This is a genomic window from Streptomyces sp. NPDC043812 (genome assembly GCF_056436245.1).
This window is the reverse complement of sequence record NZ_JBWKCY010000002.1, coordinates 313602-330813: the sequence shown is the minus strand read 5'-3', so window position 1 is coordinate 330813 and position 17212 is coordinate 313602. Positions and strand designations below refer to the sequence as shown.

At 71.1% G+C, this 17212-nt stretch carries 16 protein-coding genes; 5 read left to right on the top strand and 11 right to left on the bottom strand.

Annotation, left to right across the window (positions count from 1 at the left end):
• Positions 1-23: 23 nt before the first annotated feature.
• The 4 genes from AC067Z_RS04205 to AC067Z_RS04190 all read right to left on the bottom strand — a co-directional run bounded on the left by AC067Z_RS04205 (position 24) and on the right by AC067Z_RS04190 (position 3650).
• Positions 24-236 (bottom strand): hypothetical protein, encoded by a 213-nt coding sequence (locus tag AC067Z_RS04205; RefSeq protein ID WP_478787877.1) that lies wholly within the window; start codon positions 234-236, stop codon positions 24-26.
• 104 nt (positions 237-340) lie between these two features.
• Positions 341-1222 (bottom strand): SDR family oxidoreductase, encoded by an 882-nt coding sequence (locus AC067Z_RS04200; protein WP_478787876.1) that lies wholly within the window; start codon positions 1220-1222, stop codon positions 341-343.
• Positions 1219-2127, bottom strand: coding sequence for an alpha/beta fold hydrolase (locus tag AC067Z_RS04195; protein ID WP_478787875.1), 909 nt, complete (start codon positions 2125-2127; stop codon positions 1219-1221). Before AC067Z_RS04195 ends, AC067Z_RS04200 begins: the two co-directional genes overlap by 4 nt.
• Positions 2124-3650: a flavin-containing monooxygenase gene (locus AC067Z_RS04190; protein ID WP_478787874.1), complete on the bottom strand. Its 1527-nt coding sequence runs from the start codon at positions 3648-3650 to the stop codon at positions 2124-2126. The genes AC067Z_RS04195 and AC067Z_RS04190 overlap by 4 nt, the downstream gene beginning before the upstream one ends.
• A gap of 201 nt (positions 3651-3851) precedes the next feature.
• Between AC067Z_RS04190 and AC067Z_RS04185 the strand changes: the two genes are divergently transcribed.
• The 3 genes from AC067Z_RS04185 (at position 3852) to AC067Z_RS04175 (ending at position 5805) form a co-directional block, all read left to right on the top strand.
• Positions 3852-4523 (top strand): MerR family transcriptional regulator, encoded by a 672-nt coding sequence (locus AC067Z_RS04185; RefSeq protein WP_478788053.1) that lies wholly within the window; start codon positions 3852-3854, stop codon positions 4521-4523.
• A 63-nt stretch (positions 4524-4586) separates the two neighbouring features.
• Entirely contained in the window at positions 4587-5096 is a 510-nt protein-coding gene (locus AC067Z_RS04180; RefSeq protein WP_478787873.1) for a Pycsar system effector family protein, read from the top strand.
• 10 nt (positions 5097-5106) lie between these two features.
• Positions 5107-5805 (top strand): Crp/Fnr family transcriptional regulator, encoded by a 699-nt coding sequence (locus tag AC067Z_RS04175; RefSeq protein WP_478787872.1) that lies wholly within the window; start codon positions 5107-5109, stop codon positions 5803-5805.
• A 65-nt stretch (positions 5806-5870) separates the two neighbouring features.
• On the opposite strand, the gene AC067Z_RS04170 is transcribed toward AC067Z_RS04175, so the two are convergent.
• From AC067Z_RS04170 to AC067Z_RS04140, 7 genes are all read right to left on the bottom strand, one after another.
• Positions 5871-7577 carry a serine/threonine-protein kinase gene (locus AC067Z_RS04170; RefSeq protein ID WP_478787871.1) on the bottom strand — a complete coding sequence of 569 codons (1707 nt, stop codon included), beginning with the start codon at positions 7575-7577 and terminating at the stop codon, positions 5871-5873.
• Positions 7574-8545 carry a protein phosphatase 2C domain-containing protein gene (locus tag AC067Z_RS04165; RefSeq protein ID WP_478787870.1) on the bottom strand — a complete coding sequence of 324 codons (972 nt, stop codon included), beginning with the start codon at positions 8543-8545 and terminating at the stop codon, positions 7574-7576. Before AC067Z_RS04165 ends, AC067Z_RS04170 begins: the two co-directional genes overlap by 4 nt.
• A gap of 347 nt (positions 8546-8892) precedes the next feature.
• Positions 8893-9570 (bottom strand): vWA domain-containing protein, encoded by a 678-nt coding sequence (locus tag AC067Z_RS04160; RefSeq protein ID WP_478787869.1) that lies wholly within the window; start codon positions 9568-9570, stop codon positions 8893-8895.
• Positions 9571-9585: 15 nt separating this feature from the next.
• Positions 9586-11352: a vWA domain-containing protein gene (locus tag AC067Z_RS04155; RefSeq protein WP_478787868.1), complete on the bottom strand. Its 1767-nt coding sequence runs from the start codon at positions 11350-11352 to the stop codon at positions 9586-9588.
• Position 11353: 1 nt separating this feature from the next.
• Positions 11354-13609, bottom strand: a complete 2256-nt coding sequence (locus tag AC067Z_RS04150) for a hypothetical protein (protein WP_478787867.1) — start codon at positions 13607-13609, stop codon at positions 11354-11356.
• Positions 13606-14451 carry a nucleotidyl cyclase domain-containing protein gene (locus AC067Z_RS04145; protein ID WP_478787866.1) on the bottom strand — a complete coding sequence of 282 codons (846 nt, stop codon included), beginning with the start codon at positions 14449-14451 and terminating at the stop codon, positions 13606-13608. The genes AC067Z_RS04150 and AC067Z_RS04145 overlap by 4 nt, the downstream gene beginning before the upstream one ends.
• Before the next feature lie 278 nt (positions 14452-14729).
• Positions 14730-15527 (bottom strand): exodeoxyribonuclease III, encoded by a 798-nt coding sequence (locus tag AC067Z_RS04140; protein ID WP_478787865.1) that lies wholly within the window; start codon positions 15525-15527, stop codon positions 14730-14732.
• An 83-nt stretch (positions 15528-15610) separates the two neighbouring features.
• Between AC067Z_RS04140 and AC067Z_RS04135 the strand changes: the two genes are divergently transcribed.
• Positions 15611-16099, top strand: coding sequence for a GNAT family N-acetyltransferase (locus AC067Z_RS04135; protein WP_478787864.1), 489 nt, complete (start codon positions 15611-15613; stop codon positions 16097-16099).
• A 113-nt stretch (positions 16100-16212) separates the two neighbouring features.
• Entirely contained in the window at positions 16213-17154 is a 942-nt protein-coding gene (locus tag AC067Z_RS04130) for a trypsin-like serine peptidase (RefSeq protein WP_478787863.1), read from the top strand.
• The last annotated feature ends 58 nt before the right edge of the window (positions 17155-17212 follow it).

Below are 17212 nucleotides of genomic sequence, written 5' to 3'. Positions count from 1 at the left end.
GCGCCTTCACCGGAAGGTCGGCGTCAGATGTCGTAGTCCTGCTTGAACCGGTCCTCGGCCTCCTGCATCGCCTCACGGACGTTGCGCGGGTCGTCCGGCCCCGTCCCCCACGAACGCTCCGACGACTTCTCGCGCTTCTTGCTGGAGCCTTCCGACCGCTGCTCCACGTTGCCGCGGTGTATCTGCCTCATCTTCTCCGCGGCGTCCTGCACCTTGCTCTGGGACTGCTCCGTCATGCCCATGAAGAGTCACTTCCTCGAAACGGGTGCGGGGGACGGGGTGCGGGGCGCCCCCTGCCCCTCGACCAGCGTTGCACTCGAGGACAGGCCGCGCATTTCGATCAGCGACCGCCGGTGCGGGCCGACTCGTCAGCCGCTCCGCCGGCCCCGACGAGCCCCTTCGCGACCCCGCCGAGGCGCGGTTCGAAGCGGCGCATCTCCCGCTGGCCGACCGTCCCGATGACCGCGGGCAGATATCCCCGCACCGACTGCATGCCACGCAGCCACCACTGTGCGTACACATGGGCCGAGCGCCGTTCGATGCCTGCCACGATGCGGTCCACGGCCGGGCCCAGCGGATAGGTGCGGTTCGCCGGCCACGGCAGCCGCTTGCGCAGATCGCGCATCACCTCGTCCTGGTCGGCGCCGCGCACCATGTCCGTGTCCGTCCAGGACAGATAACCGACGCCGACGCGCACGCCCCGGTGACCGACCTCGGCCCGCAGGCAGTGGGCGAAGGCCTCGACACCCGACTTGGACGCGCAGTACGCCGACATCATCGGTGCCGGGGTGATCGCCGCCAGCGACGCGATCTGGAGGAAGTACCCGCGGCTCTCCGCCAGGACGGGCAGGAACGCCCGCCCGGTCACCGCGCTGCCGATCAGATTGACCTCGATCACCCGCCGCCAGGCCACGGGATCGGAGTCCACGAACGGACCGCCCGCCGCCACACCGGCGTTGGCGACCACGATGTCGATCTTGCCGAAGCGCTCCTTGACCTCCTGAGCGACCCGCGCCATCGCCTCGTGGTCGGTGACGTCCGCGTACCAGTGGTCGCACTCGCTGTGCAGCCGCTCGGCGACCTTCTTCAGCTCGTCCGGCTCCAGGCCGACGAGCGCCACTTTCGCCCCGCGCGCCGACAGCTTGCGCGCCAGCAGTTCGCCGACGCCGCGCGCCGCGCCCGTGACGACGGCGACCTGGCCTTCCAGGCTCCTCCTGCTCATGCGACCTGCTCCTTCGCGTTCAGATACCTACGGGTCAGGTCACGGATCTTTCCGGTGACCGCCTCGGGCGCCTCGACGGGCGTCATATGGCCCATGCCGGCAAGTTCCACGAGCTCCTCGCAGTGAGGGAGATCGAGGGCGAGCCGCTTGGCGTGCACGAGCGGGGTGAGCCGGTCCGCCGTGCCGGCCACCACGACGGCGGGCACGTTCAACTCCCGTACGCCCTCGTCGAGGTCGAGCTCGCCGAGCACCTGCGACCAGGCCACCCGTGCGGCCCGGGGACAGGCGTGCACGATACGGGCGCAGATGTCGACCCGCTCCCGCGACGAAGCCGGGCCCATCGTCCCGTACTTGAGGATCCGCCGCGAGAGCGGCGTGACCGGACCGAGCGGGGCCCGCGCACCGAGGATCAGATGCGTCAGCCGGGTCCGCAGCGGCCCCGGCCGCATCGGCAGCACCAGCGACTCGTCCACGAGCCGGGCGCTGCCGGTGCTGCACAGCAGCACGGCGGCTGCGTGCTCGCGGAAACCGGGCCGCCGCGACGCGGCCATGATCGTCATGCCACCCATGGAGTGGCCTGCCACGACGGACTGCTCACCCGGTGCGAGCACGGCCGAGAGCACGGCCTCCAGGTCGTCGGCGAGCAGGTCGGTGCCGACGGCCGAGGCGGGGGTGCGGCCGTGGCCGCGCTGGTCGTACGCGATGACACGGTGGTCGGCCGCCAGGCCCCGTATCTGCTCGGCCCAGAAGAGGGTGGAGCAGGTCCAGCCGTGCGCCAGGACCACGGTGGGGGCGCCGTCCGGGCCGTGGACCTCGACGTGGATGCGGGAGCCGTCCGCGGAGACCGCGGTCAGCTCGCGGTCGGCGACGGGGGGCGCGTCGGTGCGCCGCAGCAGCCTGCTCATGCGACGACCTCCGCGGTGTCCTGGGCGGCAGCGGGGGCGGCACCGGCGGCGCGCGCCCTGATCACCTCGTACTCCGCCAGGTCCACCCGCCGCGTCGCGTTGCGGAACTCGGTGGTCGTGCCCGGCCAGATCGTGGTGTTGCGGCCGTTGGCGTCGAGGTACCAGCTCGTGCAGCCACCGGTGTTCCAGACGGTCCGCTTCATCCGCTCCTGCACCCGCCGGTTCCAGGCGTGCACGGCGGACGGCCGGGCGGCGAGGACGGTGCCCTCGCCGAGGACGTCCAACTGCCGCATGTAGTCGGCCATGTAGTTCAGCTGGGACTCGATCATGAGGATCATCGAGGAGTTCCCGAGCCCGGTGTTCGGGCCGATGATCGTCATCCAGTTGGGGAAGCCGGCCGCGGTCGCACCGCGCAGCGACTCCATGCCGTCCTTCCACGCCTCCGCGAGCGTGATCCCGTCGGCGCCGACCACCCGGTCGGCGATCGGCATGTCGGTGACATGGAATCCGGTGCCGAGGATGATCGCGTCGACCTCGGTCTCCGTGCCGTCGGCGGCGACCACCGTCGAGCCGCGCACCTCGGTCAGACCGGAGGCGACGACATCCACATTGGGCTGGGCGAGCGCGGGGTAGTACGCGCTGGAGAGCAGGATGCGCTTGCAGCCGATGCGGTACGAGGGGGTCAGCTTGGCCCGCAGCTCCGGGTCCTTGATGGACTTGGCCATGTTGGCCTTGGCGAGCCGCTCGATGAGCCCGAGCTCGTTGGGCCGCTTGGTGAACGCCTGGACCTGCAGCTCCCGGATCCCCCACAGCAGTCCGCGCCGCGCCGCGCCGGTGAACGGCAACTGGCGGTGCAGCCATCGCTCGGCGCCGGAGATCTTCCGGTCGACGCGCGGCATGACCCACGGCGGAGTGCGCTGGAAGAGCGTCAGGCTGCCGACCTCGGGCTGGATCGAGGGCACGATCTGGATGGCGGACGCGCCGGTGCCGATCATGGCGACCCGCTTGCCCTTGAGGTCGTAGTCGTGGTCCCAGCGCGCGGAGTGGAAGACCTTGCCCGGGAAGTCGGCCAGGCCCGGGATGTCGGGCATCTTCGGGTCGGACAGGGGACCGGTCGCGGAGACGACCACATCGGCGGTGATCGTGCCCTGGGAGGTCTCGATCTCCCAGCGGAGGGCGTCGGTGTCCCACTGCATCATCAACACCTCGTGGTTCAGGCGCAGATGGGACCGGAGCCGGAACGTGTCCGTGACGTGCTCCAGGTAGGCCCGGATGTGCTCCTGCCCGGAGAAGGTGCGGGGCCAGTCGGGGTTGGGCGCGAAGGAGAACGAGTAGAGGTGCGAGGGCACGTCGCAGGCGCAGCCCGGGTAGTTGTTGTCCCGCCAGGTCCCGCCGACCGAGTCCGCGCGCTCCAGGACGACGAAGTCGGTGATCCCTTCACGGCGCAGCCGGACCGCGGCACCGAGGCCGCCGAATCCGGATCCGATCACCGCCACTCGTACGTGCTCGTACTGCTCGGTCATACCGCCGCCTCCCACTGAATCCCGCCGGCTCCTGCCGGACCGCCGAACGTCCCGGATCGCCGTCAGCGTAAACGTTGCCAGCAATCACTGGCATGGTTGGGAGGGTAGAGCAGCGCCCTACCGAGCGGTAGGGGTACGGCGCGACAAGTTACCGGCGGTACAACATAGGCTTCTGCCGTGACTGAGGCGCGCGAGTACCGCATGGAGGAATTGGCCAAGGAGGCCGGCATCACGGTGCGCACCCTGCGCTTCTACCGCGAGCGCGGACTGATCCAGCCGCCCCGCCGCGAGGGCCGCATCGCCTGGTACGACGAACACCACCTGGCCAGACTGCGGACGATCGCGGCCCTGCTGGAACGCGGACACACCCTCAACGGCATCGCGGACCTCGCCACCGCCTTCGAGAGCGGCCGCGACGTCGGCGAGGTCCTGGGCCTCGGGGAACCCACCGAGGAGACCCCGGTCCGGCTCACCCCGGAGGCGCTGGCCGACTACTTCGAGGGCGAGGTCACCCCCGACAATCTCGCGAAGGCCCTGGAGCTCGGCTATCTCGCGACCGACGGCGACGAGATCGTGCACATCAGCCGCCGCCTGCTGGAGGTGTCGGCGGCCCTGGTGAAGGAGGGCATCCCGCTCTCCGTCGTCCTGGACGCGGGCCGCCGCGTCCGCACCCACGCGGACGAGCTGGCCGAGCTGTTCCTCGACGTCCTGGGCACCCATGCCACGGACCCGGACATCGAACGGCTGCGCCCGCTGGCCAAGAGCGTGGTGGACGCGGAACTGTCGATGGCGATGGACCGGCGGCTGCACGGCAAGCGGAACGCCGACACCCCAATTCCGGCCGTACCAGACGGAATTGACCCTGTGGATTGACTGCTGGCGCTGGCTGACCCGTGGCTATAGTGGCGGGGGTTTCGAGAATCGGGGGATGCGCCAGTGTCGCAGGATGAGTCCCGGGCCGAGGCGGTCAAGACCGCCTGGCAGATCCACGGCTCGCTCCACGAGTCGACCCGCACGGTGGACGCCAAGGCGTCGTTCGCCCTCGCCATGGAGTCCGCAGCCCTCGCCGGAATCGCCGCACTGTCCGGCAGCGGCCGTTCCCTCGACCGCGTGACCGGCTTCGCCGAGGCCCTCCTGTGGCTGGGAGTGGCCCTCATCGGACTCTCCGCGCTCCTCGCCGTGCTCGTCGTCGTCCCCCGCCACAACGGCGAGGGCCGCTCGCCCAGCCCCGGCGAGGACGAGTTCCTCTTCTACGGTCATCTGCGCCACTGGTCCCCCGACGATCTGGCCCGACGGCTCGCCCGCACCGATCCGCTGCCCACGCTCAGCCGCCAGCTCGTCGTGATGAGCGCGATCGCCTGGACGAAGCACAGGCGCGTCCAGCAGTCGCTGCTGCTGGCCGTCATCGGCAGCGTGCTCGTCGCCGCCGTCATCGCCCTCGCCTGAACCGGCCACCGTGGACAGCACACCGCAGCACCGCCCGCGCCGGATGCCCTTCTGGTCGCTGATCGACGACGCCGCCAGGACCGAACTGCTCGGCATCGGCAGCATGGTCGCCTTCCCGCCGAAGGACACCATGCTGCGGCAGTACGACCTCACCGACCATCTGCTCGTCGTCCGGCGCGGCTGCGTCAAGGTCGCCGCCAACTCCGCCGCGGGCTACGAGGCCGTGCTCGCCATCCGCAACGCCGGGGATCTTCTGGGCGAGCAGGCCGCACTGGACGGCGGACCGCGCTCCGCCACCCTCACCTCGCTGACCCGGGTCGAGGCCCTGCTGATCCCCGCGCTCCCGTTCCGTGCCGCCGCGCGGGCCGCGCCCGCCATCGCGCTGGCCCTCCAGCAGGTGCTCTCCGAGCGCCTGCGCGAGGCGGACGGCCACCGGGCAGCCGCCGGTTCCGAGGCCGTCCAGGCCAGGCTCGCCGCGCTCCTGCTGGAACTCGGCACCGAGTACGGGCGCCCCGAGGGCAACGGCTCCACCCTCATCGCCCTGCCGCTGTCCCAGGACGACTTCGCCGGGCTCGTCCTCAGCTCGCGGCGGACGGTCAGCCGCGTCTTCGAGCAGTGGCGCGGGCGAGGCTGGGTGACAACGGGACGCAACAGACTGACGATCGACCGGCCCGACGAACTGAAACGGTTGAGCAGCGGCGGGCGTTAGGCGGCGTCCGGTGGATCAGGGAGAAGCTGTCCGGCGGACGGGGGACCGCACACGAAAGGAAGCGGTCACACCTCGTCCCAGGACATCGTGGTCAGTCCGTGCTCCTCGGCCAGCACATTCCAGCCGGACACGAAATCCTTCTTCGCGCGCGTCGCCCGCGTGTTGGCACCGGAAGCCTCCTGCCACTGCGACGAGGCCACCACGGCATCGGGCGTACAGCCGCTCATCATCTCCTCGGCCAGCCGCGCGTAGGCGCGGTCGGCGTCGGCCGACGCCTGCCAGCCGGATTCGAGACTTCTCGTCATGGAGTCGGGCAGCAGGTCGGGGTCGAGTGCCGCCAGATCCCGTACGAGTTCGTCCCGCTCGGTCGCCGCGTCCTCGAACACCCCCTTGGCCTCCCGGAGTCCGGAACGTCCCGGGCACGTGGTCATCCGGCGGACGGCCTCACCGACACTGCCACGGTTGCCGTCGTTCCGCTCCAGCAGTCCGTTCAGCGCACGCGCCTGCCCTTCCTCGGAGTTCGGGGTGGACTCGGATCCGAAGCCCTGGCCCGTCCGACCCGAACTGGCGGATCGGTAGCCTTCCATGACCTTCTCGTAGAGATCGGGACCGTAGGCGAAGGCCAGGATGATCAGCACGATCGCGACGAACCACTTGCCGGCGTTGGACTTCGCCGGCGCGGGTGGCGTCGGCCGAGGCACATACGGGGTCCGGGGGACCGTGGGCGGGGTGTTGTGCACGGTCCGCGGTGGCGGCTGCGCCCGTCCGGTGCCCTGTCGCGGCGGTGACTGCGCCCGTCCGGTGCCCTGTCGCGGTGGCGGCTGCGCCCGTCCGGTGCCCTGTCGCGGCGGCGCCGGAGCAGCCGCGTTCTGCGGCACGGAGGTGCGCTGCGAGGCGGCCTGTGGAAGTGTCGCGGGCGCCGTCGTGACCGCGGCCGCCAGCGCGGTCAGCCACCGTTCCGGCAACGGCCGACGCGCGGGATCGGCGGACAGGCTCCGCTCGGCCAGCCGCCCCACGGCAGCGTCGGCAGCACGCAGCACGCTGAGGTCCTGGCCCTCCTGCTTGCCGGCGAAGAGCCGCGCGGCCAGCAGCCCGAACTTGTACGCGTCCCCCGCCGGGCTGCCCATCCGCTCCCCCGACGGCAGACCCCAGCCAGGTGTCTCCACCGTCTGGAGCGCCCACTTGCCGTGCAGCCCCATGGCGTCGCAGTCGATGAGGAAACAACCGGGTGTCCCCTCGAGGGAGAAGAGCACGTTGTTCGGCGACATGTCGCCCACGACGACTCCGAGCGAATGCAACCGGCCCAGCATGCGGGCGAAATCGAGGAGCAGCTCGAACCGCTGGCGGGGCGTGATGGTGATGCCCGCCATCTTGAAGTAGGCGGCGCCGTTCAGCAGGTACTGGAAGCCCGCCGGCTGCGACTCCCCGGGCGCGAAGTCGAAGCGGCGGAAGAACCGGTCGGGGATCTGCCGCATCAGGAATCCGCTCACCCCGGCGGAGTCCGTCACGAGCACGGCGGGCCAGGCCGTGCATTCGGCGAGCCACTGGCCGGTGCCGTGCGGCAGGGACGGGATGAAGTCGACCATCCCGGAGAGGACGTCGGCCTTGAGCTCGGGGCGGATCCTCGCGTGGTACTCCTTGTAGGCCACCGGCCAGGACCCGTTGATGGTCCGGTCCTTGACGGCCCACACCGAGCCCTGCCCGCCGGCATTGAACTTCCGCCCCTTCACCACCCGGCCGGCGTCCATCGCTCCCGGATACGCCCCGCTCATCCCACCGCTCCACCTGTCCGGGACGTCACTTCACCCGGGCCGCCGCTCTCGTCGAGGCGGTGACGCGGCCAGACGGCGAGCAGTGTCCGGTCGTCGTCGAACGTCTCGCGGGAGAAGTCGAGCAGTTGGGCGAGAGCCAGTGGTTCACGCGGCGGGCGGCCCAGCTCCCACGCCATCGCCGCCCCGACCCTGCCCGTGCCGTCACCCAGCGGGTCCCCGAACCCGTCCGTACCGATCAACAGCACCCCGTCCTCCGGGAGCGTGTACCAGGTGCCCTCGACCTGCGGCGGAAGCCACGGCAGCGCCGACACCGACGAGGAGAAGATGCCGTCCGCGCGCTCCTCCTTGCCGCCCAACAGCGGGTGGAAGCGGCCCTCGTGGAGCATCCAGGCGCCGCTGTCCCCGACGTGCACCAGATTGACCTCCAGCTGTCCCCTCCCGGTGAGACGCACGACGCCCGTGACGAGGGTCGTGGCCAGCAGGGCCTGGGCCTCCTGCCTCTGCTCCCGGGTCGGCTCCGATCCACGGGTCACCCGCATGAACAACTGGTACGCGGCTGCTGCCACAGTCCGTTTCCAGTCGACCTGGGGCCGTCCCTCGTCCAACTGCCGCAGCACGTCGGCGACGGCAGTGCGGCAGGCCAGCGCGGCGCCCACGTGGGACTGCGGGGCCGCCGAGACGCCGTCCGCCACCGCGAACACCACGGCATCGGTCGGCTCGTGCGCCGCCACCACGATGTCGTCCTGGCGCGGCTGCCCTCCGAAACGGTGCGCGTCACCCCGTACGGAGGCCAGCCGGACGGTGAGCCCCGGTGTGGACCAGCCGTCGAACAGCGTGTCGGGGCGGTAGGGGTCGGCAGGCGGCGGCTTCGGCTCGAACCGGGGGGCCGGGCGGCCGAGCGCGACACGTGCCCAGACCGGAGACGGCGACCCCGGCGGCCGGGGCTCCCGCGATCTCCGCACAGGCACCGGGGCGCCTGTGTGCTCCGACTGCTGATGTGGCAGTGCGGGCGCGGAGTGGCGTACGTCGCCCGGCGTCGGCCGGTGACCGGCCGACGGCCCGTGTGTTCCCCCCTGCCCCGGCATCAGCGCGTGAGACGGCGGGGAGCCGGGGCCCGGCGGGGGCCCGTATCCCTGCGCGGGTGGCGCGGAATGGGGTGGCCCTCCGGCCGACGGCGCCTGGTACCGGCCGCCCCCGTGGTCGGCCGGGGGACGGCCGTCGGGCGACCGGTTCCCCGCCGGGGATCCGCCGCCGTCGGAGGACTCGGAGGGCTCGCCCTCATCCTCCTGTCGGCGCCCGAAAAGACGTGCCACGCTCACACCTCGTCAATCGCGAGCCGGAAGCCTTCCGGCCGCTCGACCACCAGCTCCGCCTGGCCGGAGGCCATCGCGTTGCCGGACTCCACCACGCTCTTGGTGAGCGCGGTGAAGAACCGGGCGATGGACTCGCCGAGTTGGGCACCGGGCACCGATATGAAGGCGAACTCGGACTGCGTGGCGACGCTGAGCATCGTCTCGGCCTCGGCCTGGCCGATGCCGCAGGCAATGATGTTGGGTGCCGCCTTGGTCACCGAACGGTCGGTGAGCTCCCGGTGTCGTTCCTGCCAGTCCTCCCCGAAGTTGGGCTGACCGTCACTGAGGAAGAACACCGCGGGCCGGTGAACGCGGTAGCCCTGGCTCTTCAGCGTGTCCACATCCTGCGGGAGCCGTCTCAGCAGCGCCGCAAAGGCAGCCTCGTAGCTCGTGCCGCCGCTCGCCGTGAGGCGGGGCAGCTCGCTCTCGGCCCGCAGATCGGCGAGTATCAGCCGCTCGGTCACACTGTTGGCGAATCCCAGCACCGAGAAGCGCACCTTCGCCGCCGCCATCGGTTCGCCGAGCAGGGCCCGGTGCAGCGAGGCGAGTCCGGCATTGAGATCACCGACGTAGGGATGCATGGAACCGGACTCGTCAGCCAGTACGTACACGGGCAGCAACTGCCCTTGGGTTTCGGCCATTTCTTTCGAATCTCTCTACTCGGCGTCTTCGATGGGGCTCAGTCCCTGCGGGCGTTCCAGCCGCAGCTCGGAAGAGCCGGCGACTGCGCTCCGCCCCAGGTGGAGCACGGTGTTCTGGAGGAGCATCGAGAACTGCGCCGCCGACTCCGCGAGGTCGGTGTGCGCGTGCGCCGCGACGGCGAATGCGGCGGGGCTGGCGATGCGCGCCACCGTCCGCCGGTCGACAGCACCGATGCCGCAGGCGACGATGTTCGGCCGGTACTGGTGCTGCATCAGCTGCTGGTGCACGGCCTGCCACTGGCCGCCGTCCTCCGGGTCCCCCGCGGCGAGGAGGAAGACGGTGGGGCGGTTCACGCGCGCCGCCTGCTGCTTGAGGCGCTCCGTCTCCAGAGGTACGAGCTCCAGCAGGCGGCGGAAAACGGGCTCGTACCGGCAGCCGTTTCCTGCCTGGAGGTCGGGGACGCCGGTCTGCCACGACACCTGCGTGAGCGGCATCCGGACGTCGGCCGTGTCGGAGAAGGTGAGTACGGACAGCCGCACGGCCGCGGTCACGTCCGGACTGTTGGCGAGGAGGGTCTGCAACGACCGCAGTGCATCGCGGAGTTGGGTGACACAGCCGGCCGTGGCGGGCGAAGTGTCCAGGACGACGTAGACCGGTGCGAGGCCGACCGCCGCCGGGCGGGCGTCCGGCGGTGCGGCGGGCGAAGAGCCGCCGGACTGCTGCGTCGCGGCATCGGGACGGGTCCCGCCCCACGGCGGGGTCGCCGGGGGCGTCGGCGGTGGCGACGGATGTGCCACCGGTGGCAGCGCCTGCGCGGCCGCCGGTGCCGTCTGCGCCGGTGCCCCCGTCCCGGGCGGCAGCATGCCGCCGAAGACATTGGCCGACGGCCCGAGCACGCCCTCGCGCAGACCGGGCAGGTCGACCTCCCGCACGATGCCTTTGTCGATCATGTACCGGACCATCTCGACCTGCCGCTGCTCCTGGTCCAGGGCGCGCAGCTGTCGCCCCTCCTCCCAGCGCATCAGCAGATCCATGGACTTCTCGGTGTCGTCCGGGTGCTTCGCCAGGTGTTCGAGGACGAGGCTGCGGAAGTCGAGCCGTACGGAGGCGAGGGCGGCGCGCTCCCGCTTCTCCCGCTCGAGCCGGGCCTCCTGCTCCAGGTCCTTGATCACTTCCTGATGGCGGGTGTTCCCGATGACCGTCTGGTGCTGCATGCGGCCCATCTCCGAGTCGCGGCCCGCCTTGGTGCGGCTGCGGATGAACTCCCGCGCCGCCTCGTCGGGTTCGAGCTGCACGTCGCAGTAGTAGAGCGTCATCCCCTCGGGCAGCGGTATGGGCAGCGCGAGCGCCCCGTTGATCCTGGCCTGCGCCTCGAACGCCTCGTCGATCGCGAACTGCGCCGCATGCGGCCGGATCTTGCTGACCAGAAACGGATACACGGCACTGAGCACATCGGGGAGATTGCTCCGCACCACCGCCACCGGGTCATGCACCCGGAATCCGACGTCGATCGTCGCCTCGAACCGGTGCGCCTGGTCCTTGCAGGTCAGCGGCGTCTTGGTGAGCCTGGCGGTACGCCGGTGGTCACCCAGGTCCACGACGTAGCAGAGCTTGTTCTTGCCCAGCCACCGCTGGGTCATCGTCCGGTGCTTGGGCGACTCGACCTCCCAGCCGCCACCGTCGAGGGGGTAGACGACCGCGAAGTTCGGCGGAACGTTGGGCAGGGTGGCGAGCTGAGCACGCGGCACCGGACGGTTGTTGAGGATCAGTGAGACGGTCATGTCACACCCCTTCCAGATCGAGCTGGGCATGGACGACGGCAGCGGTCAGGGGCAGCGGTGCCAGCTCGTCGGGATCGATCCAGTCGGCCGCGCATCGCCGCAGGATCCGGCCGGTCCTCGGGTCCCCGTACGCGATCGCGCCCACCATCAGCTGGAACATGTCCCGCAGGGCCGGGTCGCGTTCGGCGAGCGCGGCCCAGTTACGCAGGACCTGCTGCGCCTCCTCACCGAACTCCGCCTGGTTGAGCGACTCACGCCACAGCGCGATGAACGGCGCGCGCAACTCCTCGCGGTGGTGCGCCAGATAGAGGAGCGCCGGCCACTGCTCCACATCGCCGTCGGTCCCCCACTCTTCGGTGCCCACCACCACCTGGGCCGCGACGATCAGGAACGAGAGCAGCGCCGTCGGCCGCCTCCGATGGTCGGCGGACCGCTCGTGGAGGGTGCGGAGCACCAGCCCCGTCGAGTCGGCGTTCTGCGCGAGCAGATCGGTCAGGCTGCGGCCGACGGCAACGGCCACGGTCGCCCGGTCGACGACGGTGAGGCGGGCCAGGGCTGCCACGGCGGGCTCGGGGTCCTCACGCATGCCGTACACCCGTGCCGCCGTCGCCTGCACATAGGGCCGGCTCCGGTCGGCGAACCAACCCTCCACCAGCATGTCCGCACGCTCCCCGATCCAGGGGTCGCGCGAGGCGATCCGAAGGGCGTAGGCGACGGCGTCGCGGCGCAGCGGGTGCTCGCTCTGCGCCCATCGGTGGAAGACCTGGTCGCAGAGGTAGGTGTACGACTCCGCGGCGATCACCCCGAGCGCCGCGGCCGCGTAGACCCGTACCTCCTCGGCCGGGTCCACGACCAGGTCCGACAGCCAGCCGAGCAGTTCGCCCTGGATCTCGTACTGGATCCAGGCGTGCCGGATCACCCGCGGCGGATAGGAGGGGTCCTTGTACTCCAGTGCGCGGCCCGGCTCGCCGTCCTCCTTGCCGATGTCACGGGCACGCAGCCGCGTCAGCTGCGTGCGGCGCGGGGCGCCGAAGGGGTCCTTGACACGGGGCGGTTCACCGTCCGGACCGGCCATCAGCACATGCGGGCGGTCGTCCTCCAGCCGCTCGCGCAGGGCGCGGGCGGCGGTGGCTATGTACTCCTGCGGCAGGCCGTTGAGCACGGCGAGCGCGATCGCGAGACTCCGGACGGAGGGCTCCCGCAGGTTCTCGACCCAGATGTCGAAGTCCTCGTCGGCCTGGCGGGCGCGGCGCTTCTTGATGCCCTCGGGGTCCAGCCGGCCGCTCTCCCACTCCTCGGTGATCGCCGCCGCCAGATCGGCCGCCTGCTTGCAGGCGGGGTCGCCGTCGAGCAGCTCGTCCAGCAGCTTCCCGATGCCGTCGTCGGCGAGGAGCCGGTCGCGGACCGCATCGCCCAGCCGCCAGCGCAGATGCGAGGAGACGATGCCGCGCTGGTCGGGCGCCTCGGTGACATCGACGACCGCCGTCAGGAGTTCGCTGTCCGCGACCTCCGTGCTGGAGACGGTCATCACCAGCCACGCGCCCGCGAGGGCGAGGGCGCCCTGCACCTTCTCGTACATCTGGCCCCGCAGCCCGGCTATGCCGGACGGCTGGTCGAGGAGAAAGGCGGCGCCGGGCTCGATCGAGTCCCCGCCGCGTTCCAGGAGGTCGGCGAGCGAGGCGAAGTCGACATCGCTGTCCAGGTGGTACTTGGTGGCGGCTCCCATCCCCTGGAGCAGACGGACGGCCATCGCCGTCTTCCCGAGACCGGGGGCACCGCGCAGGATCAGCAGGTGCCGGCCGGCCAGCGCCTCCCGCGCGGCCGACAGACCAGGATGCTCCTGGTACGCGAAACGCACCCGCTCCTCCAGGAGCGGGGAGATGGTCCGCAGGCGCCTCTGGGCCCCGCCCAGCAGCAGGACGTACTTGTCGCCGCCGACGACATCGCCCTCGACGTTGGCGAAGGCGTTGCGCACCCGGTCGTGACGCAGGGAACCCTGGCCCATCCGGCCGGTGGCCTCGAAGGACTCGGCTCCCGGGCCCGAACGCGGAGGCTCGCCCTGGGCACCGCCCTCCCCGCCGCCCTGCGCACCCGGCGCCCCGTCCGCGGACGGGGCCTGTCCCTCACCCGCGGGCTGTGCCGGGCCGGATGGTGCGCCGGCATTACCCGCCGCCCCACCCGGCCCGCCCCCCGTACCGGCTGCCGGAGCCGCTCCCGCGGCGCCGGCGGCCGGCGCTCCCCCCGTCGTTGTGGTCATGGCCGGACCGGACCGTTCGTGTTGACGTTGACGGTCTTGTTGCCCTGGAACACGTCACCGTTGACGGTTCCGACGCTGATACCGGCACCACCCGGCGGTCTCGGGTCGCCGGACCCGGTGGCCGCTCCCCCGTGTCCGCCGGGAGCCGCCTGGCCGTCGCCCGCTTCGGGTAAGCGCGGCTCGGGTCCGCGGGGCTCCGAGGGCCCGGTCTGCCCGGTCTGCCCGGAAGGATCCGGTTCCGCCGCGGGGAGTCCGGGCGGTGCCGGTGATCCCGGCACTGTCACCCAGCTCTCGACGAGCTCGCCGTGCTTGGTCCGGAACGGCATCGGCAGATACGCGGCCGGGTCGATGGAGCGGTGCCCGTGCCGGACGACGGCCCGGTAGATCTCGTCCGACACGACGAAGACCATCCGCGACGAAGCCGCCGCCGCCAGGACCTCGCGCAGCGGACCCGCGTCGACCAGTCGGCAGGCGGTGTTGACGGCGTCCCCGGACCAGCCCTCACCGTCGCGCGCGGCGAGTCCCTGGTGCAGTGCGACCCGGAATCGCATCGCGTGGGCGGGGCTGTAGACGACCGCCTTCTGCCGCAGCTCGTCGTCAAGGGCGCGTACGAACGGTCCGGCCAGAACGATCGGTGAGACGGCCGCGGGAACGATCATCAGGACCCCGTCGCCACGATCCTCGGTGACGACGTCGTCGGCCGGCAGACCTGCCCGGTCGAGCGCTTCCCGGAGCACCTCGTACATCCCGGTTCGCAACGAGCGCTGGATCGGATCGGGGCGGGAGCTGAAGTTCTCGATGTCCAGCACCACGACCCAGCAGTGCGTGGCCTCACCAGGCATGACAATCTCCCCAAGGACTTCCGGCAGCAACCGACTGGATCAGTCGCCCCAGTAGTACGACACCAAAGTCCTTTGGGTCTACGCCAATTGACACACAGCGGGAAATGGCCGAATCACTTCGACATCACCGGATGAATGCGCTGGTAATGCGCCCCCGAAGCCCCCACGCGCCTCCCCGTGCACCCCACGCACAGACGCCCGTTAACCGCGGCACGGGCCGCCGTGAACGGGCGCATCGGTGGGTCGGAGGCGGCGTGGGGCCAGGGCCCCGGACGCCCCTACAGCTCGTACACCGCACTCACCGGCGCATGGTCGCTCCAGCGCTCCGCGTGCGTCGCCGCCCGCTCCACCCACGCCTTCACCGCGCGCCCCGCGAGCCCCGGTGTCGCCACCTGGAGGTCGATGCGCCAGCCCGTGTCGTTGTCGAAGGCGCGGCCGCGGTAGGACCACCACGAGTAGGGGCCCTCCTGGTCGGGGTGGAGGGCGCGCACGACGTCCACGTATCCGGCGTCCGCGTACACGCGGGAGAGCCAGTCGCGCTCCTCGGGCAGGAAGCCCGAGTTCTTCCTGTTGCCCTTCCAGTTCTTCAGGTCGGCCTCTTGGTGGGCGATGTTCCAGTCACCGCAGACCACGACCTCACGGCCGTCCGCCGCCGAGCGCTCCCTGAGCTCCTTCAGGTACGGCAGGAACGTGTCCATGAAGCGCGTCTTCTCGTCCTGGCGCTCCGTGCCGACCTCGCCGGAGGGCAGATACAGGCTCGCGACGGTGACGCCGGGCAGGTCCGCCTCCACGTAGCGGCCGCTGCCGTCGAACTCGCCGGATCCGAATCCGATCCGCACCCGGTCCGGCTCCCGCCGCGTGTACAGCGCGACGCCCGCGCGGCCCTTCGCGGCGGCCGGGGCGTGCACCGTGAACCAGCCCTCGGGGTCCCGCACCTCCGCCGGCAGCTGACCGGCCTCGGCCCGCACCTCCTGCAGGCAGACCACGTCGGCGGAGGTGCCTGCCAGCCAGGGGACGAAGCCCTTCTTCGCGGCGGCGCGCAGTCCATTCACGTTCACGGAAGTCACGGTGAGCATCCCGGCACCCTACCGACCCTGGGACACCAGCCGCGTCGCCCGTCCCTGCCGGGCTCCTTTCGCGTACCCGTACGATTTTCAACATGCAGATCAGAACCGTGGCCTTCGACCACCCCGACGCCGTGAAACTGAACGACCAGGTGCAGCTCGAATACGTCGAGCGCTACGGGGACGGAGAGGGCGACGCGACGCCGCTGGCCGCCTCCATGTTCGTGCCGCCGAGTGGTCTGTATCTCATCGCCTACGACTCCGAGGACCGCCCCGTCGCGACGGGCGGCTGGCGCACCCAGGACGAGAATCCCCTCGGGTACACGGACGGGGACGCCGAGCTGAAGCGGATGTACGTGGTCCCCGAGGCCCGGGGCCTCGGCCTCGCCCGCCGCATCCTCGCCGCCCTGGAGGAGGACGCCCGCGCCGCCGGGCGGGTGCGGATGGTACTGGAGACGGGCGACATGCAGCCCGAGGCGATCGCGCTGTACGCCTCCAGCGGCTACGCGGAATGCGCGAAATTCGGCCACTACCGCTGCTACGAGAACAGTCGCTGCATGGCCAAGTCTTTGACGCGCCCCTGACATAGTCACGTACTTCGTGGCACCCTGCCTCACGCACGCCGATCCGCACCGCCTCGTCCCCCACCCCGCCCTGCGCGTCCTTCACCGGGCGGGAACGGCAGAAGGAGACATGCGTGAGACGTCATCGCACCGCGGCCGGAACCCTGTTGGCCGTCGCCGCCCTGTTCGCCGCGGCTCTGTCGGCCGCACCCGCCGGCGCGGCCACCGCACCCTCCCCCGGTCCCGCCACCTTCACCCCGAAGCAGGCGGCGAAGGGCTTCTGGACCGCCGAGCGCATGCGCGGCGCCACCCCGCTCGATCTGATCCGCACCCTTCCCGGAGCGCTGAAGGCCCCGAAGGCGACCGGCAAGGAGACGGTGATCCGGCCGACCGCCTTCCCGCAGCCCGGCGGTCCGTGGACCGCCGGCGGCGCGGTGGTGAAGACATCCGGCCGGGTGTTCTTCACCTTCCAGGGCCGTACGGCGTCCTGTTCCGGCAACTCGGTCACCAGCCAGAACGGCAGCACGGTCATCACCGCCGGCCACTGCGTGAAGTACCAGGGCTCCTGGCACACGAACTGGGTCTTCGTGCCCGGCTACGACAACGGCCAGGCCCCGTACGGCCAGTGGAGCGCGACGAAGATCCTGGCGACCGACGCATGGGCGGCGAGCGAGGACATCAACTACGACGTCGGCGCGGCCGTCGTCGCCCCGCTGAACGGCAAGACGCTCGCCGAGACCGTCGGGGCACAGGGCCTGCAGTTCAACGGCGGCTACAACAAGGCGATGTACGCCTTCGGCTTCCCCGCGGCCGCCCCGTACGACGGCAGCAAGCTGATCCACTGCAGCGGCAACAGCTCGAAGGACTTCCTCTTCTCCCAGGACCACAGCCTGGGCTGCAACATGACGGGCGGCTCCAGCGGCGGTCCCTGGTTCTCCTCGTTCAGCGAGGCGACCGGCACCGGGCTGCAGGTCTCGGTGAACAGCTTCGGCTACACCTTCCTGCCCAACCGCATGTTCGGCCCGTACTTCGGCAACGAGGCGAAGGCGGTCTACGACAAGGCACAGACGTCCTGATCGCCCAGGACGCGGCAAGCCCCTGCCGGATCGTTCCGGCAGGGGCCCGTCGGTCCGC